Annotated in this window: 26 protein-coding genes; 3 read left to right on the top strand and 23 right to left on the bottom strand. The window is 67.9% G+C overall.

Translation table 11 applies throughout. From position 1 onward, the window contains the following. Window positions 1-10: 10 nt before the first annotated feature. Together hcp and G3N61_RS20745 are read right to left on the bottom strand one after the other, a co-directional pair. Window positions 11-1,678 carry a hydroxylamine reductase gene (hcp, locus tag G3N61_RS20750; protein WP_043177310.1) on the bottom strand — a complete coding sequence of 556 codons (1,668 nt, stop codon included), beginning with the start codon at window positions 1,676-1,678 and terminating at the stop codon, window positions 11-13. Between the two features lie 194 nt (window positions 1,679-1,872). Further along, window positions 1,873-2,100, bottom strand: a complete 228-nt coding sequence (locus G3N61_RS20745) for a DUF3079 domain-containing protein (protein WP_205823458.1) — start codon at window positions 2,098-2,100, stop codon at window positions 1,873-1,875. Between the two features lie 177 nt (window positions 2,101-2,277). On the opposite strand from G3N61_RS20745, the gene G3N61_RS20740 reads away from it, so the two are divergent. Next, entirely contained in the window at window positions 2,278-3,204 is a 927-nt protein-coding gene (locus G3N61_RS20740; RefSeq protein ID WP_205823457.1) for an ADP-ribosylglycohydrolase family protein, read from the top strand. Window positions 3,205-3,246: 42 nt separating this feature from the next. Continuing rightward, window positions 3,247-3,639 carry a hypothetical protein gene (locus tag G3N61_RS20735; RefSeq protein WP_205823456.1) on the top strand — a complete coding sequence of 131 codons (393 nt, stop codon included), beginning with the start codon at window positions 3,247-3,249 and terminating at the stop codon, window positions 3,637-3,639. A gap of 44 nt (window positions 3,640-3,683) precedes the next feature. On the opposite strand, the gene G3N61_RS20730 is transcribed toward G3N61_RS20735, so the two are convergent. The 15 genes from G3N61_RS20730 to G3N61_RS20660 form a co-directional block, all read right to left on the bottom strand. After that, on the bottom strand, window positions 3,684-4,235 hold the full coding sequence (locus G3N61_RS20730) for a GNAT family N-acetyltransferase (RefSeq protein WP_205823455.1): 552 nt from the start codon (window positions 4,233-4,235) through the stop codon (window positions 3,684-3,686). A gap of 170 nt (window positions 4,236-4,405) precedes the next feature. Continuing rightward, window positions 4,406-5,806 (bottom strand): MFS transporter, encoded by a 1,401-nt coding sequence (locus tag G3N61_RS20725; RefSeq protein ID WP_205823454.1) that lies wholly within the window; start codon window positions 5,804-5,806, stop codon window positions 4,406-4,408. A 30-nt stretch (window positions 5,807-5,836) separates the two neighbouring features. Then, on the bottom strand, window positions 5,837-7,081 hold the full coding sequence (locus G3N61_RS20720) for an FAD-dependent oxidoreductase (RefSeq protein WP_205823453.1): 1,245 nt from the start codon (window positions 7,079-7,081) through the stop codon (window positions 5,837-5,839). After that, complete coding sequence (locus G3N61_RS20715; protein WP_089452525.1) at window positions 7,078-8,040, bottom strand: VOC family protein; 963 nt, start codon at window positions 8,038-8,040, stop codon at window positions 7,078-7,080. Before G3N61_RS20715 ends, G3N61_RS20720 begins: the two co-directional genes overlap by 4 nt. 18 nt (window positions 8,041-8,058) lie before the next feature. After that, window positions 8,059-9,549 carry an aldehyde dehydrogenase gene (locus tag G3N61_RS20710; RefSeq protein ID WP_205823452.1) on the bottom strand — a complete coding sequence of 497 codons (1,491 nt, stop codon included), beginning with the start codon at window positions 9,547-9,549 and terminating at the stop codon, window positions 8,059-8,061. A 72-nt stretch (window positions 9,550-9,621) separates the two neighbouring features. Further along, on the bottom strand, window positions 9,622-10,437 hold the full coding sequence (locus G3N61_RS20705) for an aspartate dehydrogenase (protein WP_043177331.1): 816 nt from the start codon (window positions 10,435-10,437) through the stop codon (window positions 9,622-9,624). Further along, window positions 10,430-12,097: a thiamine pyrophosphate-binding protein gene (locus tag G3N61_RS20700; RefSeq protein WP_043177334.1), complete on the bottom strand. Its 1,668-nt coding sequence runs from the start codon at window positions 12,095-12,097 to the stop codon at window positions 10,430-10,432. The genes G3N61_RS20705 and G3N61_RS20700 overlap by 8 nt, the downstream gene beginning before the upstream one ends. Continuing rightward, complete coding sequence (locus G3N61_RS20695) at window positions 12,090-12,887, bottom strand: SDR family oxidoreductase (protein ID WP_205823451.1); 798 nt, start codon at window positions 12,885-12,887, stop codon at window positions 12,090-12,092. The genes G3N61_RS20700 and G3N61_RS20695 overlap by 8 nt, the downstream gene beginning before the upstream one ends. Before the next feature lie 76 nt (window positions 12,888-12,963). Beyond that, complete coding sequence (locus tag G3N61_RS20690) at window positions 12,964-13,821, bottom strand: IclR family transcriptional regulator (RefSeq protein ID WP_205823450.1); 858 nt, start codon at window positions 13,819-13,821, stop codon at window positions 12,964-12,966. Beyond that, the gene (locus G3N61_RS20685) at window positions 13,818-14,714 is read right to left on the bottom strand and encodes an alpha/beta fold hydrolase (protein WP_205823449.1); all 897 of its coding nucleotides are present in this window, start codon (window positions 14,712-14,714) and stop codon (window positions 13,818-13,820) included. Before G3N61_RS20685 ends, G3N61_RS20690 begins: the two co-directional genes overlap by 4 nt. An 18-nt stretch (window positions 14,715-14,732) precedes the next feature. Then, window positions 14,733-15,260 (bottom strand): cupin domain-containing protein, encoded by a 528-nt coding sequence (locus G3N61_RS20680; protein WP_043177345.1) that lies wholly within the window; start codon window positions 15,258-15,260, stop codon window positions 14,733-14,735. A gap of 37 nt (window positions 15,261-15,297) precedes the next feature. Next, the gene (locus tag G3N61_RS20675) at window positions 15,298-16,068 is read right to left on the bottom strand and encodes an SDR family oxidoreductase (RefSeq protein WP_205823448.1); all 771 of its coding nucleotides are present in this window, start codon (window positions 16,066-16,068) and stop codon (window positions 15,298-15,300) included. Beyond that, entirely contained in the window at window positions 16,061-17,137 is a 1,077-nt protein-coding gene (locus tag G3N61_RS20670) for an aromatic ring-hydroxylating dioxygenase subunit alpha (RefSeq protein WP_089452518.1), read from the bottom strand. The genes G3N61_RS20675 and G3N61_RS20670 overlap by 8 nt, the downstream gene beginning before the upstream one ends. A 52-nt stretch (window positions 17,138-17,189) precedes the next feature. Further along, complete coding sequence (locus G3N61_RS20665; protein WP_043177351.1) at window positions 17,190-17,501, bottom strand: recombinase-like helix-turn-helix domain-containing protein; 312 nt, start codon at window positions 17,499-17,501, stop codon at window positions 17,190-17,192. Window position 17,502: 1 nt separating this feature from the next. Then, window positions 17,503-17,820, bottom strand: coding sequence for a non-heme iron oxygenase ferredoxin subunit (locus tag G3N61_RS20660; RefSeq protein ID WP_006758060.1), 318 nt, complete (start codon window positions 17,818-17,820; stop codon window positions 17,503-17,505). A gap of 444 nt (window positions 17,821-18,264) precedes the next feature. Between G3N61_RS20660 and G3N61_RS20655 the strand changes: the two genes are divergently transcribed. Then, window positions 18,265-19,344: a porin gene (locus tag G3N61_RS20655; RefSeq protein ID WP_043177357.1), complete on the top strand. Its 1,080-nt coding sequence runs from the start codon at window positions 18,265-18,267 to the stop codon at window positions 19,342-19,344. A gap of 109 nt (window positions 19,345-19,453) precedes the next feature. Here G3N61_RS20655 and G3N61_RS20650 read toward each other — a convergent pair whose 3' ends face one another. From G3N61_RS20650 to G3N61_RS20625, 6 genes are all read right to left on the bottom strand, one after another. Next, on the bottom strand, window positions 19,454-20,347 hold the full coding sequence (locus G3N61_RS20650; RefSeq protein ID WP_043177359.1) for an IclR family transcriptional regulator: 894 nt from the start codon (window positions 20,345-20,347) through the stop codon (window positions 19,454-19,456). A 301-nt stretch (window positions 20,348-20,648) separates the two neighbouring features. Next, a complete protein-coding gene (gene tecA, locus G3N61_RS20645) occupies window positions 20,649-21,128 on the bottom strand; it encodes a type 6 secretion system effector deamidase TecA (RefSeq protein WP_043177360.1) in 480 nt (159 codons plus the stop codon). Between the two features lie 102 nt (window positions 21,129-21,230). After that, window positions 21,231-21,710 (bottom strand): YbaB/EbfC family DNA-binding protein, encoded by a 480-nt coding sequence (locus G3N61_RS20640; RefSeq protein WP_205823447.1) that lies wholly within the window; start codon window positions 21,708-21,710, stop codon window positions 21,231-21,233. Between the two features lie 58 nt (window positions 21,711-21,768). Next, window positions 21,769-23,202: a Do family serine endopeptidase gene (locus G3N61_RS20635; protein ID WP_205823446.1), complete on the bottom strand. Its 1,434-nt coding sequence runs from the start codon at window positions 23,200-23,202 to the stop codon at window positions 21,769-21,771. Window positions 23,203-23,278: 76 nt separating this feature from the next. After that, entirely contained in the window at window positions 23,279-23,662 is a 384-nt protein-coding gene (locus G3N61_RS20630) for a hypothetical protein (RefSeq protein WP_043177367.1), read from the bottom strand. A 46-nt stretch (window positions 23,663-23,708) separates the two neighbouring features. After that, window positions 23,709-24,308, bottom strand: a complete 600-nt coding sequence (locus G3N61_RS20625; protein ID WP_241017834.1) for a hypothetical protein — start codon at window positions 24,306-24,308, stop codon at window positions 23,709-23,711. Window positions 24,309-24,425 lie beyond the last annotated feature (117 nt).

Below are 24,425 nucleotides of genomic sequence, written 5' to 3'. Positions count from 1 at the left end.
ACGATCCCGCTCAAGCGGCCTGGCGCGCCAGCGACGCGGCCAGGTCGGTACCGGCGTCGCCGATCGGCTGGATGCCGAACTGCTCGACCAGCACCGCCAGCACGCCCGGCGTCACGAAGGCCGGCAGCGTCGGCCCGAGGCGGATGTTGCGCAGGCCGAGCGCGAGCAGCGTCAGCAGCACGGCCGCCGCCTTTTGCTCGAACCACGAGATCACGAGCGACAGCGGCAGGTCGTTCACGCCGCATTCGAATGCGTCGGCGAGCGCCGTCGCGATCCGGATCGCCGAGTAGCTGTCGTTGCACTGCCCGAGGTCGAGCAGGCGCGGAATGCCACCGATATCGCCGAACGCGTGCCGGTTGAACCGGTACTTGTTGCAGCCGAGCGTCATCACGACCGTATCGTCGGGTGCCTGCTCCGCGAACTCGGTGTAGTAGTTGCGGCCCGGTGCCGCGCCGTCGCAGCCGCCGATCAGGAAGAAATGGCGGATCTGTCCGGCCTTGACCGCGTCGATGACCTTGTCCGCGACACCGAGCACCGCATGCCGGCCGAAGCCGACCGTGATCGTCTCCTCCGGCGCCGTGGCCGGGAACCCGGGCAGCGCCTGCGCGGCGCGGATCAGCGTCGAGAAATCGTGATGCTCGAGATGGCGCACGCCCGGCCAGCCGACCGGCCCCGTCGTGAAGATCCGCTGCCGGTATTGCGGCATCGGTTCGATGATGCAGTTGGACGTCATCAGGATCGGCCCCGGGAAATGCGCGAAGTCGCTCTGCTGATCCTGCCACGCGCCGCCGTAGTTGCCGGCCAGATGCGGAAACGCCTTCAACACCGGATACGCATGAGCCGGCAGCATCTCGCCGTGCGTGTACACCTGGATGCCGGTGCCGGCCGTCTGTTCGAGCAGCGCGTGCAGATCGCCGAGATCGTGGCCCGACACGAGGATCGCCTTGCCCGCCACCGGCGACACGCGCACGGCCGTCGGTTGCTGCGCGCCGAAACGGCCGGTGTTCGCGCTGTCGAGCAGTTCCATGACCGTCAGGTTCAACCGGCCGAGGTCGAGTGCCTGCGCGAGCAGCGCGTTGACGTCGTCGGGGTCGCGCGCGAGAAACGCGAGCGCCGCTTCGATTCCCTCGTAGATGTCGTCGCGCTCGTAGCCGAGCACCCGCGCATGATGCGCGTACGCGCACACGCCCTTCAGCCCGTACAGCACCAGCGCGCGCAGGCCAACGATGTCCGCGCCCACCTTGTCGAGCCCGTGGTCCACGCCGACGCTCTTGGCCTGCTCCAGCAGCCCGGCCAGATCGTCCGCCGGCTGCCACATCGCCGGCCCGTGCTGCGCCGGGACGACCGTGCCCGCCGCCCGCGCGCTCGCATCACATGCGGCCTTCACGCGGTCGCGCATCTGCGCCGCTTCGCGCAACAGTGCGACGAAACGGGCCGCATGGAAGTTCACGTTGGTCAGCGTCGTGAACATCGCATACAACACGAACCGGTCGGCATCGCGATCCGGTGCGCCCATCGCACGCGCGATCGCGCCGTATTGCGCAATGCCCTTCACTGCATGGACCAGCAGGTCCTGCAGGTCCGCCGTCGTTGCATCCTTGCCGCAGTTGCCTTTCGCCGATGCACAGCCGGGCCGCGTGCCGGTCCGGTCAGTCTGTTCGCATTGATAGCAAAACACGGTGCTCTCCTTTCTCGATCATGGGGGCGCGGGTCGGCGCGAGCGACAGCGGAACACGGGTTCCTGGCTGCCGGGCATCCCGCCCGCTTCAAGATGCGTGTCTTATGCATCTTTTTCCATGATGTTTCGGCACGCGTTTCGCAACCGTGATGCAGATCAAGAAACCGGATGCGCGCAGGTGAGGCAACTTGTCGCTATGACTGCCCGCCGGCTTCGGTCGCGGGTTCGTGCTCGCTGTCGGCATCCGCGCATTCGATGCCCCAGTCGCCGTATCGATACCAGTCGTCACCGAGCAGCTCGCTCGGGTGCTGCGTACGGCTGGAGCCATTGCCGCAACGCATCGCGTGTGTCGGGCAGTAGTTGTCGCATCCCCAGCAGATCCGCTCCGGATGCACGGGATGCAGCGGAAATTTCTTGGCCATGATCTTGTCTTCCCGGTGTCGTTTCATCCGCTACCGTTCGACTCTAGTTCACCGGCGCACACGGGCCATGCGGCATTCGTTCGCACCGGCGGCGCGGCATCGGCTAGGCACGCGCACGCGATTGGTCTAGGCTGCACGGTATTCCGCGGCGCGAGCCGCCAACCCGATCCCTGTCCGATGACCACCACTCCGAACCGACGATCCCGCCTGCGCGGCGGCCTGCTGGGCCTGCTGATCGGCGACGCGCTGGGCGTGCCGTATGAATTCCACGACGCCGAGTCGATTCCGCCGCCGGCCGCGATCGACATGACGCCGCCGCCCGGCTTTGCGCGCGCCCACGCCGGCGTGCCGCCCGGCACCTGGAGCGACGACGGCGCGCAGGCGCTCGCGCTGCTCGACGCGCTGTCGGACGACCACGCCCTGAATCTCGACACGTTCGCGCGCAACCTGCAGGACTGGTTTCATCGCGGCGCCTTCACGCCGGACGGCCGCGTGTTCGACGTCGGCCTGCAGACGCAGCGTGCATTCCACGCGCTGGCGGCCGGCGCGGCGCCAGCCGTTGCCGGCCCGAACGGCGAGCGCGACAACGGCAACGGCTCGCTGATGCGCTGCTTCCCGGTGGTCATGGTCGCCGCATCGCGCGACGAAGCGATCCGGCTCGCGTGCAAGCAGAGCGTCGTCACGCACGGCCACGTGCGCTCGCAACTGTGCTGTGCGCTCTATGGCCTGACGGCATGGGGCATCGTCGAAGGCCAGCCCGCGCCCGATGCGGTGCGCGCCGCCGAAGACGAGCTGCTGGCGCGCTACACGGGCACCGCCGACGAGAGCGAACTGAAGATCGTGCTCGATGGCCGCTTCGATACGCCGCAAGGATCCGGTTACGTGGTCGACAGCTTCTGGTCGTCGATCCATTGCCTGCTGTCGACGGGCAGCTACGAAGACTGTGTGAAGCGCGCGATCGCACTCGGCAACGACACGGATACGACGGCGGCCATCGCCGGCAGCCTCGCCGGCGCGCTGTACGGCGAGCACGCGTTGCCCACCCGCTGGGTCGCGGCGCTGCGCGGGAAAGAACAGGTCGAGGGCTGGCTCGCGAAACCGTGAGCGTGCTAAGGGAATACGCGGCAGACAGCGGAAGGAGATCAGATGGGGCAGTACGCGGACGCAGACTGGTACAGACAAAGCGTGGCCGACTACCTCGCGCAGTACGGTGCGGTTCCACCGCCGTGGATCGTCGCGGCCGATTCGCATCCGTACAGCATGCGGTGGCGCATGGGCGGCGGCGAAACGTTCATGATGGTGTTTCAGGAATGGTGGGAACAGCACGCGTGGCACGAGCGCGAGCGCGTGACCTACTTCCTGAAATGGCCGCCTCCGCCGCGCTGGATTCCGTGGATGGCCGACGTGATCTGGGATCTCGAACCGTGGGAAGAGGACGGCGAATTCGACTACACGCGCTACTACGCGCAGCTCGAGCAGCTGGGATTCGGCGGCACCGCCGATGTGGAAGCCGACATGGAAGACAGCCGCTGGGATTGATACCACCGGGCCATCGCCGGCCCGGCCGCATCACGCATTACGCATCACGCGCGCCGGTCGCGCGCCAGCAACCCGTACAGCGCGCTGTCCGATACTTCGTCCCCGACGATCCAGCGTTCGCGCAGTAACCCTTCCCGCGCAAAGCCGAGCCGTTCGAGCAGCCGCGCCGATGCGGCGTTGCGCGGATCGATATCGGCTTCGAGCCGGTTCAGCCGCAACGTGCCGAACGCGTGATCGATCACGGCCGATGCCGCCTCGCGCATGTAACCGCCGCTCCAGAACTTGCGCCGCATGCTGAAGCCGATCTCGGCGCGCCGGCATTGCTCGTTCGCATGGAACAGCACGCATTCGCCGAGCGCTTCGCCGGTTTCCCGCAGTTCCAGCACGCAGATCAGGTCCTGCCCACTCGCGGCATTCTTCACGTTGCGCGCGACACGTTCGATCGCCTGTTCGATGTGCGTCATCGGCGAGAACGAGAAATAGCGCATCGCTTCCGCATCCGACCAGATCTCGAAGAAGGTGTGCGCATCGGCGTCGCGTAGCGGTCGCAGGACGAGGCGGGAGGTATCCAGCGTGACGGGTTCGAACAGAGGCATGGCGACAGTCGGTCGAAAAACGGGATCGTGAATTAGAACACGCAAGCCGCAAGTCGGCCATCTTGCGCGTTCGCACGCTCCGCCGCACAGCAGCAGCCCGATCGCCGCCAAACAAAAAGGCCCGGACATCGCCCGGGCCTCATCACTGCAGCCGATACCGCCAGCCGCGCTTACGCTTCAAGCGCTTCGAGCACCTTCCCCTTCGTCTCGATCCCGACGAAGTGCACGGTCACCGCCGCGATCAGCGGCACGATGCCGATCAGGTAGAACGCCGGCGCGAGGTTGCCGCCGATGATCGCGTGCGGCACCACCATCGGCGCGACGAACGACGCGATCTTGAGCCACGCGCTGCCGAGCCCGCAGCCCGACGCGCGGATGCTCGTCGGATACTGCTCAGGCGTATAGACGTACGCGGTGATGAACCCCGAGGCCATCAACCCGAGCGACAGCGAGCAGAAGATCGAGACGACATACACCGACGACGCGTGATAGACGCCCGCGAACGCCAGCGACAGCGCGCACAGCACGAACGACCACACGATCACCGGCTTGCGGCCGAGCTTGTCGACGAGCAGCGCGGACGCCAGCGACCCGAGCACGCCCATCACCGAGCCGATCACCGCGAGGTTCAGCGCGAGCTGCAGCGGTGCGTGATAGAAGTTCTTGTAGATCGTCGGCAGCCACGTCGACAGCCCGTACTGGATGAACCCGCAGGTCGCCCACAACGTCGCCACCGCGAGCGTGCGCTTGCGATACGCGGCGCTGAACAGGTCGCTCATCTTGCGCTTCGGATGCTGGCGCACCATCTCGTCGAACGCGGCCGCCTGCGTGACCGGCGGCAGCTCGCCGCGCACCGACGCTTCGAACGCGCCGACCGCGCGCCCTGCTTCGGCCAGGCGCCCGCGCGACGCGAGCCAGCGCGGCGACTCCGGCACGATGCGCGTGAGCACGAGCGACAGGATCAGCGGCAGCCCGCCGACGAAGTACATGATTTCCCAGCCGAAACGCGGCACGAGCCACGCGCCGAGCGCCATCGACACGAGCAGGCCGATCGGGAACACGATCTCGTACAGCAGCACGAAGCGGCCGCGGCCGTGTGCGCGCGTGATCTCGTTGATGTACGTCGCGGCGACCGGCAGCTCGCCGCCCAGGCCCAGGCCCTGCAGGATCCGCAGCAGCACGAAGATCTCGAAGGTCGGCGCGAAGCCGCACGCGATGCTGGTGATGCCGATCACGGCCGAGCTCCACGCGATCGCCTTCACGCGGCCATGCTTCTCCGCCAGCGCCGGAAACAGGAAGGCGCCGATCAGCTGGCCGATCGCGCCGGATGCGATCAGCAGGCCGATCTGCGTCGGCGACAGCCCCCATTTGTGGATCAGCAGCGGCAGCGTCGCCGCGATCGTGATCACGTCGAAGCCGTCGAAGAACGTCGCGGCGCCGATCAGCACGCGAGCGCGGATCTGCATCGCGTTGACCGGAAGCCGCTCGAGCCGCGCGATGATCGCGCCGGGCGTGGAGGCGGCAGCTTCCATCGTGGCGCGACCGGCCACGACGTTGTCGAAAGTGCTCATGCGGGGTGTCTCCTGTGTCTCGTCGCCCGGTCAGGCCAGTGTCTTGCTCGTGTCTGCCAGGGCTTCCGTATCCACTGCCCGGCCCTGGTTCATCCACTTGCGCGCGAGCTTCAACTCACGTGCGTTGTTGACGGCGATGACACCTCTCACATGTCCTTCGCCCACGAAAAACAGCGTCGCGCGGCGCGCGGCAAGCTCGCCGCGCACGACGAGCTGCGCATCGGCCGGCAGATCGCCGAGGATCTGCAGGTTCACGTCGTACTGATCGGACCAGAACCACGGGATCTCCGCGTACGGGGCACGCACGCCGAGCACGGCCTTCGCCGCCGCGATCGCCTGGTTCTGCGCGTTGGCCCACGATTCGAGCCGCACGCGCCGCTTCAGCCAGCCGTTGTGATGGTTCGCGACGTCGCCGCACGCGAAGATCGCCGGGTCGCTGGTCGCGCCGAATTCGTCGACGACGATGCCGTCGTCGATCGCCAGCCCCGCATCGCTCGCGAGCGACGCGTTCAGCGCGAGGCCGATGCCGGCCACCGCGAAATCGGCGTCGATCGTCGTGCCGTCTGCCAGCGTCGCGCGTACTTTCGACGCGTCGTCGGGCTGCGCGTCGAGCGACGCGAGCGCCGCGCCGAGCCGCACGTCGACGCCGTTCGCACGATGCAGGTCGAGCAGGAAATCCGACACGATCTGCGGCACCGAGCGACCGCACAGCCGCGGCGCGCCTTCGACCACGACCGCCTCGACGCCGAGCTTGCGCGCGGTCGCCGCGACTTCGAGGCCGATCCAGCCGCCGCCGATCACGAGCACGCGCTGGCTCGCGCGCAGCTTCTCGCCGAGCGCGGCCGCTTCGTCGAGCGTGCGCAGGTAATGCAGGTTCGGGGTCTTCACGAGCGCGTCCGGCAGGCGGCGCGACGTGCCGCCGGTCGCGATCACGAGGCGGTCGTATTCGATCTCGCGGCCGCTTTCGGTTGTCACGACGCGGCGCGCACGGTCGATCGATGCGGCGCGTTCCGGCTGCCATGCTTCGACGTTCAGCGCGTCGAATTCGTCGGGACGCACGACGCGCACGGTGTCGATGTCGGCGTCGCCGGCCAGCACGGCCTTCGACAGCGGCGGACGCTCGTACGGCAGATGCGGTTCGTCCGCGATCATCACGAGACGGCCGGCAAAGCCTTCCGCGCGCAGCGTCTTCAGCACCCAGCCGGCGGCCTGGCCGCCGCCGATCACGACGACCGTGCCGGGCGCGGCTTGCGCCTGTTCGTTCCCTTCGCTCATGATTTGCGCTCCGTCATGAACTTGCCTTCCGGCGCCTTCGCGTTCTTCTGCCGGCGCGTGTTGCCGTCGAGGCCGCCGTCGACGGCCCATTCGGCGAACACGGTCGGTCCCGGCTCGAATTCGCGCGGCTGCCATTCGGGCGTCAGCATGTCTTCGTCCGCGTAGTACTCGATCAGGCCGCCGGCCGGGTTCTGGAAGTACCAGAAGTACGCGGACGACACCGGGTGACGGCCCGGGCCGAGTTGCGTTTCCCAGCCGCAGCGGTCGATGTGCATGCCGCCGCCGAACACTTCGTGGATGTCGCGCACGGTGAACGCGACATGGTTCAGGCCGCGTTTGCCGTTCGGCAGCGCGAGCAGGAACAGATCGTGGTGGCCGCCGTGCGGCGCGCAGCGCATGAATGCGCCGCGGCCCGGGTAACGGTCGGACGTCTCGAAGCCCAGCAGCTCGTGATAGAACTTTTCCTGTGCGTCGAGGCAGTTCGTGAAGAACACCACGTGCCCGACCTCGACCGGTTCCGCGCGCGCATAGATCGGGCTCGGCTGGTCGACGCGCAGCGTCTGGCCCCACACGTTCGACGGCGAGCCCGTGATGTCGAGTTCACGCTTGCGCGTGACTTCGATGCGGATCGCCATCCCGTTCGGGTCGATACAGCCGACCGCATCGTCCTGCGCGTAATAGCCGGGCTGGCCGGCCAGTTTCGTGCGCAGCGCGTCGAGTTCCTGCTGCGTCGCGACGCCCCACGTGACTTCACGCAGCGTCGGGCCCGCTTCGAACGCGGGCGGCAGCGCCGGATCGTCGGCCTTGACGGCCAGCACGGTGCAGCCGTTCAGCGTCTCGAAGCGTGCGCGCGCGTCGTCGTGCGAGACTTCCTTCATCCCCCAGTCGGCGAAAAAGCGCCGGCAGGTCGCGAGGTCGTCGACGCCGTACGTGATCTGCTCGATTCCCAAAATGCTCATTGCGTCATTCCCCTTCGCTCAGTTCGCCCACGGCAGCGGCGCGTCGTTCAAGCCCCAGTAGAGGCTCTTTTGCTGCATGTACTCGCGGATGCCGAGGCGGCCCTTCTCGCGCCCCATCCCGCTCTCCTTCCAGCCCGAGAACGGCGTGGAAATAGAAAACAGCTTGTACGTGTTGATCCAGACGGTGCCCGTCTCCAGCGCACGCGCGATGCGCCACGCGCGCTTGTAGTCGCGCGTCCAGATGCCGGCCGCCAGGCCGAACACGCTGTCGTTCGCCTGCGCGATCAGCGACGCTTCGTCGTCGAACGGCATCGCGACGAGCACGGGCCCGAAGATCTCTTCCTGGCAGATGCGCGCGCTGTTCGGCAGGCCTTCGAGAATCGTCGGCTGATAGAAGAAGCCGTTCTCGCGCCCGTCGCCCGACGGCCGTTCGCCACCGCACAGCAGGCGACCGCCTTCTTCGAGACCGAGCGCGACGTAGCGCTCCACCGATTCGCGATGCTTCGCGGTGATCAGCGGCCCCATCTGCGTGTCGGGACGCGTCGGGTCGCCCACGCGCAGCTTGCGTGCGCCTGCGACCAGGCGCTTCATGAATTCGTCGTACACCGCGCGCTGCACGAACAGCCGCGAACCCGCGATGCACGCTTCGCCTGACGAGCTGAAAATGCCATACAGCACGCCGTTGACCGCGTGATCGAGATCGGCGTCGGCGCAGACGATGGTCGGCGACTTGCCGCCGAGTTCGAGCGACACCGGCATCAGCTTTTCGGCCGCGATGCGCGCGATGCCGCGGCCCACTTCGGTGCCGCCGGTGAACGACACCTTCTTCACGAGCGGATGACGCACGAGCACGTCGCCGATCACCGAGCCCTTGCCCGGCAACACGCTCAGCACGCCCTTCGGCACGCCGGCCTCCTCGCAGATCCGAGCCAGCGCGAGCGACACGAGCGGCGTGACTTCGGCCGGCTTGAGCACGACCGCGTTGCCGCCCGCCAGTGCCGGCGCAAGCTTCTGCGCATCGGACGCGATCGGCGAATTCCACGGCGTGATCGCCGCGATCACGCCGATCGGCTCGTACACGCTCATCGTCAGGTAATCGCCGCGCGACGGCGTCAGTTCCTCGTCGAGCGTTTCGAGGCACGCCGCGAAATAGCGGAACGTGTTCGCGGCGCTGGCCACCAGCACGCGCGTCTCGCTGATCGGCTTGCCGTTGTCGCGGCGCTGCAGGTTCGCGAGCGCCTCGTGGCGCTGCATGATCAGGTCGGCGATGCGGTACAGCACCTGCGCACGCAGGTGCGGCTTCAGCCCGGCCCAGTCGGCGCGGCGCCACGCGGCATCGGCGGCGACGACAGCTTCGGCCGCGTCTTCCGCGTTCGCGGTCGACACTTCCATGTTCAGCGACTGGTCGGCCGGATAGATGCTCGCGTAAGGCGCGCCACGGCCGCGCCGCCATTCGCCGCCGATCAGGATGTTGCCGTCGGGTACGAGGCTCGTATCGAAAGGAGTCATGTCACAAGTCCCACAAATCTGTCTCTGCACGTCCGCCCTCGCCGTGGCGCGGGCGGACATTCAATGGCCCGGTCAGATCACGCAGCGGGCCGCGCGGTTGCGCAGCGCGCGGATCGCGCTGTACGCCGTCAGCGCGGACGTCTTCGGGTTGTCGGGCAGCGGCTTGCCGCTCATTTCCAGCGACATCTCGCCGAATGCGCCACGCGCGGTGATGCGGTGCACGTTGCGCTCGACGGCCGGATCGGCAATCAGGCGCACGTGCGTCGCGTCGAGCCCGAGGCCCGCGAGCGCGACGGTGGCCGCGACGTTCGCGTTCTTCGGATACAGGCGCGCGGCGTCGCGCGCGCTGCCTTCGAAGATCACCTTTTCCGCGGTCATCGCACGCAGGTCGCACAGTTCCTCGGCAGGCGTGCCGAGCCAGCCGAGCGGCGGCTTGCGGCCCACGTACAGCACTTCGTCGAGGCCGCCCTGCTGCGCGGACGCCAGCGCGTCGATCCCGCCGATCGCGCCGGACAGCAGCGTGACCGTCGCATCGCCTTCGTCGGCCGCCTGCGCGAGCACGTCGAGCAGCGCGAGATCGGACAGCGCGCCGATCGAAGCGACCGCGCAGTCGGTGCCGGCCTTCAACAGCGGCACGACGTGATCGACGAGCGCGCTGTGGCCCGCGCATTCGAGCGCGAACTCGGGGCGGCGGGCCAGTGCGTCGACTGACGACACGACCTCCACCGCGCCGCCCAGCACGCCCTGCACCGCCGCGCGCTGGTGTTCCGGCACGATCACGTGCGCGATGCGCAGTGACGCATCGTGCTCGACCGCGTGGTACACGGCCGCGCCGATCGCACCGAAGCCGATCATCGCGACGTCGACGGGTGCGTGGCCGTTACGCATACTGGCGCTCCGACGGCTCTTCCTTCTTCACCGGCGGGCCCGCGAAGTTCGACGCGAACGAGCCGACCGACAGCATGTCGACCTCGACCATCACCGGCCCTTCCTTCGCCATCCCTTCGCGCACGATCGCTTCCGCCTGGTCGAGCGACGTGATCCGGTAGTGCGTGAGGCCGAAGCTCGCGCAGAACTGCGCGAAATCGGGCTGGTGCAGTTGCACGAAGCAGCGGCGGCCACCGTAGTGCGCGTCCTGGATGTTGCGGATCACGCCGTAGCACTGGTCGTTCATCAGCACGATCATCACGTTCGCGTTTTCCTGCACGGCCGTGACGAGCTCGCCGACGTTGACCATCAGGCCGCCGTCGCCGACGAGGCAGACCGTCTTCGCAGCCGCATCCGCCAGCGCCGCGCCGATGCCCATCTGGATGCCCTGGCCGATGCCGCCGCCGAGCGCATGCACGCCCGAGCGCGGCTCGAAGATCTTCAGCAGGCGGTTGCCCCACGTGCTGTTCGAGATCGTCACGTCGCGCACCCAGTTGTAGTCGCGGCCGACGGCGCCCTGCAGCGTGTCGACGAGCTGCTTGTACGGCCCGAGGCCCTTCGACACGTCGGCCACCGCCTGCTCGCGCGCTGCCGCGAGGTCGGCGGCGAATTGCGGATCGACCGACAGGCGGCCTTCGAGGCGGTCGGCCAGCTCGGCCAGCACGCGCTTCGAATCGCCGTGCACGAACAACTCGTTGCGATAGCCGCGGTTGTCGGCGAGCGCGTCGGCATCGACGCGGAACAGCGGCTGCGGCAGCGCGAGCTTGTACTTCAGCGTCTCGTTGCCGCGCAGGCGCGAGCCGACGACGACGAGCGCATCGCAGGTCTTGTAGAACGCCTCGACGGACGCGTGCACGTTGAACGCGCCGAGCGTCGCCGGATGATCCTCGGGCAGCACGCCGCGGCCCTGCACGCTCGTCACGACGCCGAAGCCGAGCTTCACGAGGCGTTCGACTTCCTCGCGTGCGTGGCGCGCGCCGCCACCGAGCCACAGCAGCGGGCGGCGCTTGGCCGCCAGTGCGTCGGCGAGCTTCGCGACGCGTGCGGTGTCGTGCTCGCGCACCGTGACGTGTGCCGGTGCGAGGTCTTCCGGCCATTCGATTTCGGCAGCCTGGATGTCGATCGGAATCTCGACCGACACGGGGCCCGTCGGCGCGGTCTGCGCGATGCGCACGGCTTCGCGGATCGTCGGCAGCACGGTTTCGACCGTGCGCACGCGGAACGCGGCCTTCGAGATCGAATGCAGCATCGACAGCTGGTCCGGCGCTTCGTGGATGTACGCGAGATCCTGGTCGAGATACGGCGTCTCGATCTGCCCCGTGACGTGCAGCAGCGCGGTGCCGGCCGTCAGCGCTTCGACCATCGCGCCGGCCGCGTTGCCCGCCGCCGTGCCCGTGCTCGTGAACGCGACGCCGAGGCCGCCCGACACGCGGGCCAGGCCGTCGGCCATGTTCAACGCGCCGGCTTCACCGCGTGCGCCGACATACCGGATGTTGCCGCGCGAGTTGATCGCGTCGAGGATCGGCATGTTGTGGATCGAGATGACACCGAATGCGGTCTTCACGCCGCACTGCTCGAGAAAGGCGGCAATCAGCTCGCCAACCGTGGTTTTTTTAGACATGGCGTGCAAAGCCTCCAGAAACGTCGATATGGCTGCCCGTCGTGTACGACGACAGATGCGTTGCGAGATAAAAGAGTGCCCAGGCGGCCTCGTCAGGCTTGCCGAAGCGGTTCAGCGGAATGTTCTTCGTGCGGGCGATCGCGCCCGTCCAGTCTTCCCAGCTTTCGCCGGCCTGCGCCTGCGCTTCGTAGCGGCGGCGCCACTGGCCCGACTCGACGATGCCGATCAGGATCGAGTTCACGCGGATGCGCTGCGGCGCGAGTTCGGTCGCGAGCGACTTCACGAGGCTCAGCACGCCCGCGCGCGCCGACGACGTCGCGACCATGTGCGGCTCCGGCTGCAGCGCGAGCAGCGAGTTCACGCAGGTGATCGTCGGCGCCTGCGCGTCGCGCAGCAGCGGCAGGAACGCGCGGGTCGGGCGGATGATGCTGAAATACTTCAGTTCGAGCTCTTCGCGCCACGCGTCGTCGGTCGTGTCGGCGAAGGTCGACACGCGGCCCTGGCCGGCGTTGTTGACCAGCATGTCGGCACGGCCGAAGCGTGTCGAAACCGCTTGAGCGAACGCCGCCACATCCTGCTCATCGAGCACGTTGCAGCGCGCGGCGAGCACTTGCGCACCCGGGTATTTCTCGCCGAGCATCGCTTCGGCGCGCGCCAGGCGCTCGCTGTCGCGGCCGCAAATCGCGACCGACGCGCCCGCCTGCAGGAACCGTTCGGCGGTCGCGAGGCCGATGCCGGACGAACCGCCCGTCACCACCGCCACCTGCCCGGTCAGATCGATCTGAATCATGTCAATCCTCGCCGGGCCGCCCCAAGAGGATTGACCGCCCCCTCGGGGGGCAGCGTGCGAAGCATGCGTGGGGGTCTCATTTCAGTCCTAAAGCCTTCAGAAACGTGTGCTCGTCATCCGAGCGGTAATTGAGCCGCCGCGACAATTCCGCCGCCGCGCGCTGCACCTTGTCGATCAGACCATCCGCGATCAGCGCCGCGTCGATCTCCGGCCGCGGCACCGTCACCGTGATGCACGCGACGATCTTCTGCGTCTCGTTGCGCACCGGCGCCGTCACCACCGAGATGCCGCGCTCGAACGACGAATTGCTGACGCCGTAGCCGCGCAGCGCATCCTCGCGGATCACTTCGTACAGCGCGTCGACCGTTTCCGGCGTCGCGTTCGTCATCCGGTTCAGCGCGCCTTCCGGATACAGCGCATGCAGTTCCTTCAACGACAGGTCGCCCATCAGCACGTGGCCGTGCGTCGTCGCATGCGCAGGCAAGCGCGTACCGACGTTCACGCGGATCGAGCTGAACACCGGCGCCTGGCTTTGCGCCTTCGCGACGAACACCACGTCGCGGCCGTCGCGGATCACGATGTGCGTCGTGAAGCCGGTCGCGTCGCGCAGGCTCTCGATCACGGGCAGGCCCAGATCGGTCAGCTCCAGCGAGCTCAGGTATTCGAAGCCGAGCCGCAGCACGGCGATGCCGAGCTTATAGTTGCGATCCTTGTCCGCGCGCTCGAGGAAGCCGAGCGATTCGAGCGTCTGCAGCAGACGGAACACCGTCGTGCGCGGAATGCCGAGCCGCTTCGACAATTCGGGCGCGCCGAGCACGGGCTCGCGCGGCGAGAATTCGGCGAGGATCCGCAGCCCGCGTTCGAGGCCGGGCACCACGTAGCTGGCTTCGGCTTTCCCGTTTTCGAGTTCGGGTTGTTGTAGCGGTTCGTTCATGCCAGTCCCCGCTGTTGGTCGCACTGACGGCAGAACGTGTCGATCAGTGCGGAATAAACGGCCGGCGCTTCCACGTAGCCGGCATGGCCTGCTTGCGGAATCACCTGCAGCCCGACGTGCGCGGCCGCGGCAATCCGCTCGCACGCGGCGGGCGGCGTGATCGCGTCGTTCGCGCCGACGGCCACGGCCGTGCGGCCGCGAAAGCCGGCGAGATCGGTCGCGAGATCGGCGTTCGCGAGCAGATGCGTGGCCTGCGCGTAGCCGGCCGGCACGATGCGCGCCATGTTCCAGCGCACCCACGCACGCGCATCCTCGTTCGCGAAACCGGACAGCATGTTGCCGCTGCGCTGCTCGGCGAGTCCGGCCGGGCCGAGTTCGGCAAGCATCGTGAGCCGCGCGTCACGGCGCGATTCGCGGGTTTCGGCCGGTGCGCTGCCATAGCCGCCCGCGGGCGACACCAGCAGCAGGCCGGCGATCCGCGCGGGCATCACGCGGGCGAGACCGCCCGCGATGATCGCGCCGAGCGAATGACCGACCAGCACGCAGCGTTCGATGCCGAGTGCCTCGAGCCACGCGTTCAGCGATGCCGCGTAATCGGTGGCGGCCGGCGACGCGCCGTGCACCGGCGTCGACACGCCATAACCGGGCGCATCCCACGCGAGCACGCGCCGCGATGCGCCGAGCGTGTCGAGCTGGCGGACCCACGATGCGGCGCCCGAGCCGATGCCGTGCAGCAGCACGACGGGCAGCGCACGGCCCGCATGCTGCTCGCCGGCCTCGCGATAACCGATCGTGCCCGCCGCGCCGGCCGCGCAACGCTGTTCGGGAAACTGCCCGAGCAGCGCGGCGAACGCCGCGGTGCGGTCGCGTTCACGTTTGTCGATGACACTCATTGCTTCACCCGCTCCGTCTCAGCGCTTGATCTTCGCGAGCGGCGAATCGGGCGGATACGTCGGCGTGATCGGCTTCGGCGAACCGAGCATCACGCACATCAGCGCGTCTTCCTCGCCGATGTTGATTTCCGTGCGATACACGCCGGGCGGCACCGAGATCAGGTCGCGCTCGCCGAGGATCGCTTCCCACGTCTCGCCGTCACGCTCGCAGATCACCTTCATCTTGCCGCGCAGCACGAAGAAGATTTCCTCGACGTCCATGTGGATGTGGCTCGGGCCGATGTTGCCGGCCGGGATGACCATCGTCGAAAACGTGAAGCCGCCGGCCGGCACCGTGTTGACGTCCTTCGCGACGCCCGTGCCGCCCGTGCCGACGTAGCGCATCTGCGCGCGGCGGTACTTCGGGTCGTAGTCGGCCTGGAACTTCAGTGCGTCCCAGTCGTAGCGACGGGTCGCGTAGCGCGCCACGCGCCCTTCCATCCAGTCGTTGAAGCTTGCGCCTTCCGGCTGGTCCCACGACTTGCGTTCGAGATCGGCGTCCGCCATCGTCCTCTCCTTCATCAGAGTGAAAACTTCAATTCAATCAATTCATCACGAAGCCGCCGTTCACCGGCAGCAATTGACCCGTCACGAAGCGCGCGCCGTCCGACAGCAGGAACAGCACGGGGCCCGTCACGTCGTCGGGCACCTGCGCGCGTGTCAGCGCGCGGCCCTGCATGTAGAACGCGTGGCGCTCGGCCGGCACGTAGGCCGTCGCCTCGACTTCGGTGAGCCCCGGCGCGATCGCGTTGACCGTCACGCCGTGCGCGCCGAACTCGCGCGCCTGCGCATGCGTCATCGCGATCACCGCACCCTTGCTCGCGACGTACGCGAGCAGCTTCGGCGCGCCCCACAGCGCGGTGTCCGACGCGAGGTTCACGATCGCGCCGCGGCCCGACTGCGCGAGGTGCGGCAGCGCCGCATTGCTGACGAGCCACACGCCGCGCACGTTCACGTTCATCACGGCGTCCCACGTCGACACATCGAGCTCCGTCGACAGCTTGCCGCCCGAGTTCGTGATCGCCGCGTTGTTGATCAGCGCGTCGATGCCGCCGAGCGCCGCCGCGCCCTGCGCGACGAACGCATCGACGCTCGCCGGATCGGCGAGATCGAGTGCGAAGAAATGCGCGACATGGCCGGCTTCGGCGAGTTGCGCGGCAAGTACGCGGCCTTCGTCGGCCAGCACGTCGCCGAACGCGACCTGCGCGCCCGCTTCGACGAGCGCCGTCACGAACGCCGCGCCGAGCCCGCGCGCGCCGCCCGTGACGAGCACGCGGCGCCCCGCGAGCGACACGACCGGAGCGCGCTCAGCCATTTGCCGGCTCCGATGCGGCCTGCGCCTGCGCCGCGCGATGCGCGTCGAGCGCGGAAAGATGCTCCTGCGCACGCGTGCGCAGCATCCGGCGCACGCGCGTCATGCCGACATCGTGCTGGTACAGGTATTCGTGATCGCGCGCATTCGGCGCGAGGCTTTCGAGGACGTAGCGGTCCTGCTCGAGCACATCCCAGTGCAGGCCCTCGAGGCGGTTGCGGTACATGAAGCGCCACACGTCGCGCTGCCAGCCGCTGACCTTGCGGGTGCGCCAGAAGTAGACCTGGCAGTTGTCGCCGTCGACCGGCGTCGCGAAGCCGATGATCCCGAAGTTGCCGCCCGGGCCGAACTTCTGCTTGTACGGAATCGCGAGGCGCATCCACAGGCAGCCCGTTTCGCCGAGCTCGACCCAGTCGAAGTTCACGTCGCGCTGGCCGATCTTCTCGAACATCAGCCCCGTTTCCGTCTTGCGCACGCGCATGTCGGCCTGCTTGTCGCCTTCGGCCATCGAGTGCGAGGTGGCGTGCAGGTACGCGCCGTGCATCGGGTCCATCACGTTGTCGATCGCGTACTGGTAATTGCACTTCCAGTTCGACACGCACAGGAAGTGGCCGTATTCGTCGTCGACCAGTTCCTCGGGCAGGTTCAGCGGCGCCGGCTCGCCGTGCGCTTCATCGCCGAACCACAGGAAGATCGCGCCGGCCTTCTCTTCGACCGGATACGACTTCACGCACTTCGTGCCTTCGAGCGGACAGTTCGACACGGCCGGCACGCGGTTCACGGTGCCGCCGCCGTCGACTTCGATGCCGTGATACCAGCAGGCGATGTTGCCGCCGAGGTTCCAGCCGAGCGACAGGCGCGCGCCGCGGTGCGGGCAGCGATCTTCGAGCGCGTGAACCTTGCCGTCGTGATCGCGCCACAGCACGATCTGCTCGGACAGGCGCGTGAGGCCGACGGGCGCATTCGACACCTGCCAGCTCGGCGCGACGGGATACCAGTAGTTCTTGATGCCGCGGTCGAGATAGGCACGGACCGGGTCGTGTTGTGCTGCGTGTTGTTCGGGGGACGTCATCAGTGTGCTCCGGATGCGGTTGTCGTCGGGTCGGCGATCGGCGCTCAAGCGCTCATTCCGCCAGCGCGGCCATTTCGGCGCGGAAGCGCTCGGCGGTCCACGCCGTGCCGTCCGGCGCGCGGAAGCCGATGCGGTTCAGGCCCGCGACGACATCGTCCAGCTCGATCGCGCCGGCTTCGAACACGCGTTCGAGCGCATCGCCGAGGTCGTTTTCGTACTGGGTCGGTGCGGCCTTGCGGTTCTGCCAGACCTGGTTCTCGACCTGGCCGGGGATCTCGATCTGCCCCTTGCCCGCGACGTTGTTCGGCTGCGGCGCCACCCACGGCTTCAGGAAGGGATTGAAGTTGACGGTCGCTTCTTTCATGTCATTCCACCTTGATCTGGATTTCCTCGCCGGCGAGACGCACCGCGTACTGCTTCAGTGCGCGTCCGCCCGGACCCTTCAGGCATTCGCCCGTCTTGATGTCGAACACGGCCTCGTGCAACGGGCATTCGACCGTGCCTTCGTCGACGAACCCCTGCGTCAGCAGCGCGTACGCATGCGGGCACACGTTCTCGAGCGCGTACACCTCATCGCCGACGCGATAGATCCCGATCTCGACGCCGTCGGTCCGCTTGAACTCGATCGGCGTGTCTTCCGACAGCGCGCCGGCGTGTCCGGCGCAAACCCATTGTTCAGACATCTCACACCCTTCCTTCTGATCGACTCTCGGTTGGTTCCGATTTGTTCCATACCCGGAACAGCAGTTTATGGATGGTGATTATAGGAGCGACTTTCCACGAGTAAAACAAAAAGGTGTATGCCCTAGGGAAAACACTGACCGTCGGGTTGGCGATCACGTCCATCCATCTCATTAAATGAAATTTTTTGTTATGTGACGGGGATTTACCGGGTTTACGCGAGCTTCGCGCACCGACGCCGGGCATCGGTCTGAAACCCATCCGTCCCGAAAAAATTATTTTTGATCCGGTGCGTGACGCCTCTATACTCCATTCCATCAGAGGCACATCGTTCCTTATATGGAACATGAAGATGCCCGCCCGATGGCGAAAACGCGCGACGGCCGGCCGTTCCTGCGCATGCCGCCACGGCACGTTTTCATCAGGTTGGAGATTCAGGAGATCAAATGGTCAAGCATGCGGTAGCAGCAGCAGTGATCGGATTGGGCGCCGCGTCGGGCGCGTGGGCGCAGAGCAGCGTGATGCTGTACGGCAGCATGGATGCGGGTGTCGCGTACGTGAACAACGTCGGCGGCCATGCGAAGTGGGCGATGATCCAGGGCAATACGCAGCCCGATCGGTGGGGCCTGAAAGGCAAGGAAGACCTCGGCGACGGCCTGTCCGCGATCTTCCAGCTCGAAAACGGCTTCTATACGAACAACGGCCAGTTCGCGACCGCGAACACGATCTGGAACCGCGCGGCGTTCGTGGGCCTCAGCTCGGAACGCTACGGCACGCTGACGCTCGGCCGCCAGACGCCGCTGTCGTTCGATTATCTCGATCCGCTCAGCACGGCCTACCTCGCGATGAGCTGGTACGCGTTCCACCCCGGCAACATCGACGGGCTCGCCGCGACCGGCAACGTGCCGTACAACAACTCGGTCAAGTACCGCTCGCCGACCTTCGCGGGCTTCTCGGCCGCCGCGACGATGGCGCTCGGCAACACGACGAACTTCTCGACCGGCAAGTCGGTCGGCGTCGCGCTGAACTACGCGAACGGGCCGTTCAAGGCGTCGGCCGTGTACTCGAACGAGCACGACCGCGCGATCCTGATCAGCACGACCGGCATCACGTCGTTCCAGGGGCAGAACACCGCGACCGGCTATACCGCGAGCAAGGTGGAAAACATCGGCGCGGGCGCGTCCTACCAGTTCGGCGACTTCCTCGTGCATGGCCTGTACACGCGCACGAAGATGCAGTCGAACGGCTTTTCGGATACGTTCCAGAGCTACGACGCGGGCGTGAACTACCGCAGCAGCGCGTTCAACACGATCGCGGGCGGCGCGGCGACCACGACGCTGGCCGGCCGCCGCTGGACGCAGGTCGAGCTCGGCGACATCTATTCGCTGTCGAAGCGCACGCAGCTGTATGCGAACGTGTTGTATGAGCACGGTTCGGGCGGCGCACAGGCCGCGTTCTTCACGGCAGGCGTGTCGAGCACCGCGAACCAGGTGATCGTGCTCACCGGGATCCACCACTCGTTCTGAACGAACGGTGGCAGGCGCTTCGCCGCCTGAAACGACAAAAGCGGCCCGCGGGCCGCTTTTGTCTTTCGCGCATTGCACGGGCACGGCCGCCGGCCGCACATCGGAACACTCAGAACATCGCGACCTTGTGGCGCGCGTGTGCGAACGTCGGGTCGCTTTCGAGCGGACGATAGTTCAGCCGCTGCGACAGGTCGACCGCCGCGCCGCACACGGCTTCGACGAGCCGTTCCTTCTCGCCGGCCTCGCCGATCTCCGAGCGCGGCACCGTCGCCGTGATCGCCGCGACGATCGAGCCCGAATGATCGCGCACAGGCGCGGTGACGGCCGAAATGCCGCTCTCGAATGCCGCCTCGCTGACCGCGTAGCCGAGCCGCGCGTAATGGCGCACGCGTTCGTACAACTCGTCGACGGTGCCCGGCGTGCGCTCGGTGAACTGCTCGAGGCGCTTTTCCGGATAGAGCTGGCGCAGCGCGTCGCGCGTCAGGTCGCCCATCAATACGTGGCCGTGCACGGTTGCGTGCGCGGGCAGGCGCGTGCCGACATGCACCTTCACCGAACCGAACATCGACGCGTTGCTCTGTGCCTTCGCGACGAACACGACGTCGCGCTGATCGCGGATCAGCAGGTGCGTCGACAGGCCGGTCGTGTCGCGCAGCCGTTCGAGCACGGGCGCACCGAGATCGGTCAGTTCGAGCGAATTCAGGTATTCGAAGCCGAGCCGCAGCACGCCGACGCCGAGCCGGAAATAACGGTCGCCGTTCACGCGCTCGAGGAAACCGAGCGCTTCGAGCGTCTGCAGCAGGCGGAACGTGGTCGTGCGCGGAATGCCGATGCGCTTCGACAACTCGGGCGCGCCGAGCACGGGCTCGCGCGCGGAGAATTCGGCGAGAATCCGCAGCCCGCGTTCGAGCCCCGGCACCAGATAGGACGAACCGCCGCCGGACGATTCATCGTCGCCGGGCGCGGCTTGGTCGGGTGCGTTGCTCATCGTTGTCTTGGCCATGTGGGCATGGACGGGAGGAAATCAATCACGAAACAGGTCATGGATCGTCGCGGACGGCCGGTCATGCCGCCCCGGCGCGCACGCAGTTGCACCCGCGCACTTCGCCGCGATGCAGCACGCGCCGCCACGACTCCCGGAAGAGTCATTCACGGTCGAGAGGATAGCAGCGATGGGCAGCGCGACGCCATGCGGAAATCGCCGGACGGCGGGACAGCCGCCGCCTGGCCGTGTGCGAGGCGAGCCACCGACTGATCGAGACCACCGTGGCCTGTACCGCGGAGACCGCCGAGACGCCCGCAGGCTACAGGTGCGACAGATGAACCCGGATGTTCGTGCGGTCGTACTTGAAGCCGCCGGCCGCGTCCGGTTCGAGCACGCTTGCCAGGTCGACCGCATACCGCCATCCGCTGCCGAGAAGCCCGCCGTTTACGGCGCGGATCCGGGTGCCGCCGATGGCGATCGCCGCATGAAAGACCGTGCCGCCACGCGAGAAGCCGACCGCGGTCCCGGCCTGAATGGGCGCGTGCCCGTCCCATTCGCCGCCGTTCTCGAAGTTGAACCGCGGCCGCCAGTGCTGACCGATCGTGTCGAGCAGCGTGTTGGGCGTGATCATCGCGTCAGCCCGCATCAGGTACCGCACATAGGCTGCGGCATCGTAGCAGACGCCGGCGGAAACATACGTGTTGATATCGGCCGTGCCGGAGATCAGCGCCTGCACGTGTCTCTGCCGCTCGGGGAAACCGAACTGGGCGACATGCGCGCCCAACGGGGTCAGTTGCATGGGTGGCTCCTGTTGAAGAAGCGAGGCGTCATCGTCCCGCCAACGCAATAACCTCATATCTTATTACGATATCCCGCGACGTCGACGCCCGCCCCCCGGGCATCACGGCATGCGCGCCGCCGATGCCGGCGCGGCGGCCGCCGCATCGGGATTCGGCGCGAGCCGCAGGCGCACGCGCAACGGCTGCAGCATGTCGGGCGGCGGCGGTTCCGCCAGCGGGCCGGCCATGAGCAGTTGCCGCAGCGTCGCGTCCGCGTCGGGATCGCCGAGCGACGCGAATTCGACGCGCGTGACGGCGCCGTTCATGCCGATCCACGCGCGCACGACGATCGCGGGCGGTGGCGCATCGGCACGCGCGTTCAGCACACGCGCCTCGAGATAGCGGTGCAGACGGTCGGCCGCGTCGCCGTCGGCTTCGAGCCAGGTCTGGAACTGCTGCCCGGCGAGCTGTCCGTAGCGGATCCACGTCTGCGGCACGTCGGCCGTCTGCGCGACGGCCGGCACGGCGCACACGGCCAGCGCCCACGCGACGACGATCGCCCGCAGCCGTCCCGCTGCGCCCCACTCCTGCATTCGCTTCATCCCGTCTCCCGTTTCGACGGTTCGCCGTCGTGCTGCGTCGTGTCGTGTCATGCGACCCTCAACCGATCTCGATCGGCACATACAAGCGCGTGCCGCCACGCTGGACGAGCAGCGCGACGTTGCCGTGCGCGGCGTCGATCTCGGTCATCAGCGCGCCGATGCTCGCGACCGACGTGCCGTTGACCGACAGCACGATATCGCCGGGCTGCAACCCTGCGCGGGCGGCCTGCCCGCTCGCCTGCTCGACGACGAGCGCCTGGCCGACACCGAGCCGATGCCGCTCCTGCTCGGTCGCCGCGCGCAGCGCGAGCCCGAACCGCGCGGGTCCTTGCTCGCCACCGGCCGACGCCGTGCCGCTGTCGAATGCGCCAACCGTCGCGCTCACGTGCATCGCCCGTCCTGCGCGCCACACCAGCAGGTCGGCTTGCCGCCCGGCCCGCATGCCCGCCACGGTGCCGAGCAGGTCCGCCGATTCGGCAACCGGCTTGCCGTCGACCGCGAGCACGACGTCGCCCGGCTGCAGGCCCGCGTGTGCGGCCGGGCCGTCCGGCTCGACCATGGTGATCAACGCGCCGTCCGGGCTCGCGAGGCCGAACGACCGCGCGAGCGCCTGGCTCACCTCCTGCACGGCCACGCCGAGCCGGCCGCGCGTGACCTTGCCGGTCCGCAGCAACTGGTCCTTCACGTCGAGCGCGATATCGATCGGAATCGCGAACGCGAGCCCCTGATAACCGCCCGTCTTCGAGAAAATCATCGAGTTGATCGCGATCACGCGGCCGCCGAGATCGAACAGCGGGCCGCCGGAATTGCCGGGGTTGATCGGCACGTCGGTCTGGATGAACGGGATCGCCCGCTCGCCGGGCAACGAGCGGGATTTCGCGCTGACGATGCCCTGCGTGACCGTGTTCGCGAACCCGTACGGCGAACCGATCGCCATCACCCAGTCGCCCACTTCGGTGCGCGCCGGGTCGCCGGTCGCGACGACCGGCAGGTTGTGCGCGTCGATGCGGATCACCGCGACATCGGATACCGGATCGCTGCCGATCACGCGCCCCTTGAACTGCCGCTTGTCGGTCAGCTTCACGTCGATCGCAACGGCGTCGCCGACCACGTGCCGGTTGGTCAGGATCACGCCATCCGCACTGACGATGAAGCCGGAGCCGAGGCTCACTTCCTCGCGGTTGCCGATCACGCGCCGCGCCAGAAACGGCGCGAGCGGATGATCGGGCGCGATGCCGGGCGGCAACTGGATGCCCAGTTGCGTGACTTCACGCGTGACGCTGATGTTGACGACGGCCGGGCCGACACGCCGCACCAGCGCGGCGAAATTCGGCAGCGCGACGGTCGGCGTTGGCGCTGCCGATGCGGCGCCCGGCTGCGCGGGCCGCTCGGCAGCCGTTGCCGTTGAACAACCGCACGCGCAGGCCAATGCCAGCCCGCCGGCCATCGCTCGCAGCATCGCCGCCCGGTTCGTGTGCTTGCCCGCCGTCATGTTGCTGCTCCTCGTCAGTTCGCACCGGAACGCAGCCGGCTCGTCGATACCTGCGCCCCACGCTCGGCCGCGTGCATTACTTCGGCGGCACCGCGACCGGCGCATCGGGCCGCTGCGGCGTCACCGACCGGCCCCAGTTCGAGCCGAAACGGTTCCGCTCGGTCGACAGGTTGAACGTGCCGAGCCGGTTCGACGGCTGCTTCGACAGCCGCTCCGAATCCGTTTGCGATGCCGCCGCCTGCGGGTCGGCCTTCGGCTTCAGTTGCTGGCTCAGGCAGTCGTACGACAGCGCGCGCTTGCCGTCGACTTCCGCATCGACACACACCGGCTTCGCGGCCGAGCCCGGACTGGCCGGCGCGGGCACGGCCGCACTCGCCGCCGCGCGTCCCCCCTGCGCGTGCGCACCGGCTGCCAGCAGCAGGCAGACGATCGTCGCGATTCCGCTTCGTCGCATCTTCATGTGCGTCTCCTTCAGAAATGGCGCCATGGCGCCTTCACGACCGCCATCACAGGTGCGTGCCCGGCGCCGGCGCGCGCGCCAGGAAACGCGCGAACGCCGCGCCATCGGCCGCTTCGACGGCAGGCTCTTGCGCATCGATCCGTTGCGCCCACGCGTCGCGCATGTCGTCGACCGGCTGCCACGCATGGACCTGCGCGCCGGTCGGATACGGCGTGACGAGCGGTTCGCGATAGTCGACGCGAAACAGCGCTGGCGCACCGCTGCCGGCCGTCCACAGATCGCCGACGTCGCGCACGCTCGCGTCGAACCAGAACCGCACCCAGCGCACCGTCGGCGCGCGCGGGTCGGGACCCGGCGCATCGGTGCCCGCCGCGTCCGGCACACGCAGGAAGCCGGCCAGCACGAGCAGCACGGCCGCCAGATCGTCGTCGCGCAACATCCGGTACGACCAGAGATCCGCGACGTCGACACAGGCGACCACCGCGATGAAGCGGCCGATCGTGAGTGCGGGCCACGCCCGCCGCATCAGCGCGTAATGGCGTGCCCACTGCGCGACGAAGCGCTCGCGGTGCCGGGCGGCGACCTGCACGTCGCGCGAGCCGCGAATCGTCAGTTCGTCCGGTTGATACTGGCGCGTCGTGTCCATCAGGTTGTCCGGCGCCTTCCGCAGCCCTGAACGCGGCGCACCTCGCCCCGACGTCATGACTGCCGCTCAGTGCGACGTCCCCAACGCCATCGTTTTCACGATGCTGCGGAACAGCGG

The sequence above is a fragment of the Burkholderia sp. Ac-20349 genome (genome assembly GCF_017104865.1).
Taxonomy (GTDB): domain Bacteria; phylum Pseudomonadota; class Gammaproteobacteria; order Burkholderiales; family Burkholderiaceae; genus Burkholderia; species Burkholderia aenigmatica.
This window is presented reverse-complemented; position numbering and strand designations above follow the sequence as displayed.

Excerpts from the sequence above, each read along its gene's own strand:
- G3N61_RS20650 (WP_043177359.1), bottom strand. The coding sequence starts at position 20,347 with ATGGCCAAGACAACGATGAGCAACGCACCCGACCAAGCCGCGCCCGGC.
- G3N61_RS20680 (WP_043177345.1), bottom strand. The coding sequence starts at position 15,260 with ATGGCGGACGCCGATCTCGAACGCAAGTCGTGGGACCAGCCGGAAGGC.
- G3N61_RS20630 (WP_043177367.1), bottom strand. The coding sequence starts at position 23,662 with ATGAAGATGCGACGAAGCGGAATCGCGACGATCGTCTGCCTGCTGCTG.
- G3N61_RS20675 (WP_205823448.1), bottom strand. The coding sequence starts at position 16,068 with ATGGCTGAGCGCGCTCCGGTCGTGTCGCTCGCGGGGCGCCGCGTGCTC.
- G3N61_RS20715 (WP_089452525.1), bottom strand. The coding sequence starts at position 8,040 with ATGAGCATTTTGGGAATCGAGCAGATCACGTACGGCGTCGACGACCTC.
- G3N61_RS20705 (WP_043177331.1), bottom strand. The coding sequence starts at position 10,437 with ATGCGTAACGGCCACGCACCCGTCGACGTCGCGATGATCGGCTTCGGT.
- G3N61_RS20635 (WP_205823446.1), bottom strand. The coding sequence starts at position 23,202 with ATGACGGCGGGCAAGCACACGAACCGGGCGGCGATGCTGCGAGCGATG.
- tecA (WP_043177360.1), bottom strand. The coding sequence starts at position 21,128 with ATGCAACTGACCCCGTTGGGCGCGCATGTCGCCCAGTTCGGTTTCCCC.
- G3N61_RS20690 (WP_205823450.1), bottom strand. The coding sequence starts at position 13,821 with ATGAACGAACCGCTACAACAACCCGAACTCGAAAACGGGAAAGCCGAA.
- G3N61_RS20725 (WP_205823454.1), bottom strand. The coding sequence starts at position 5,806 with ATGAGCACTTTCGACAACGTCGTGGCCGGTCGCGCCACGATGGAAGCT.
- G3N61_RS20745 (WP_205823458.1), bottom strand. The coding sequence starts at position 2,100 with ATGGCCAAGAAATTTCCGCTGCATCCCGTGCATCCGGAGCGGATCTGC.
- G3N61_RS20665 (WP_043177351.1), bottom strand. The coding sequence starts at position 17,501 with ATGAAAGAAGCGACCGTCAACTTCAATCCCTTCCTGAAGCCGTGGGTG.
- G3N61_RS20670 (WP_089452518.1), bottom strand. The coding sequence starts at position 17,137 with ATGACGTCCCCCGAACAACACGCAGCACAACACGACCCGGTCCGTGCC.
- G3N61_RS20700 (WP_043177334.1), bottom strand. The coding sequence starts at position 12,097 with ATGTCTAAAAAAACCACGGTTGGCGAGCTGATTGCCGCCTTTCTCGAG.
- G3N61_RS20695 (WP_205823451.1), bottom strand. The coding sequence starts at position 12,887 with ATGATTCAGATCGATCTGACCGGGCAGGTGGCGGTGGTGACGGGCGGT.
- G3N61_RS20740 (WP_205823457.1), top strand. The coding sequence starts at position 2,278 with ATGACCACCACTCCGAACCGACGATCCCGCCTGCGCGGCGGCCTGCTG.
- G3N61_RS20640 (WP_205823447.1), bottom strand. The coding sequence starts at position 21,710 with ATGAAGCGAATGCAGGAGTGGGGCGCAGCGGGACGGCTGCGGGCGATC.
- G3N61_RS20685 (WP_205823449.1), bottom strand. The coding sequence starts at position 14,714 with ATGAGTGTCATCGACAAACGTGAACGCGACCGCACCGCGGCGTTCGCC.
- G3N61_RS20710 (WP_205823452.1), bottom strand. The coding sequence starts at position 9,549 with ATGACTCCTTTCGATACGAGCCTCGTACCCGACGGCAACATCCTGATC.
- G3N61_RS20655 (WP_043177357.1), top strand. The coding sequence starts at position 18,265 with ATGGTCAAGCATGCGGTAGCAGCAGCAGTGATCGGATTGGGCGCCGCG.
- G3N61_RS20720 (WP_205823453.1), bottom strand. The coding sequence starts at position 7,081 with ATGAGCGAAGGGAACGAACAGGCGCAAGCCGCGCCCGGCACGGTCGTC.
- G3N61_RS20625 (WP_241017834.1), bottom strand. The coding sequence starts at position 24,308 with ATGGACACGACGCGCCAGTATCAACCGGACGAACTGACGATTCGCGGC.
- G3N61_RS20730 (WP_205823455.1), bottom strand. The coding sequence starts at position 4,235 with ATGCCTCTGTTCGAACCCGTCACGCTGGATACCTCCCGCCTCGTCCTG.
- G3N61_RS20735 (WP_205823456.1), top strand. The coding sequence starts at position 3,247 with ATGGGGCAGTACGCGGACGCAGACTGGTACAGACAAAGCGTGGCCGAC.
- G3N61_RS20660 (WP_006758060.1), bottom strand. The coding sequence starts at position 17,820 with ATGTCTGAACAATGGGTTTGCGCCGGACACGCCGGCGCGCTGTCGGAA.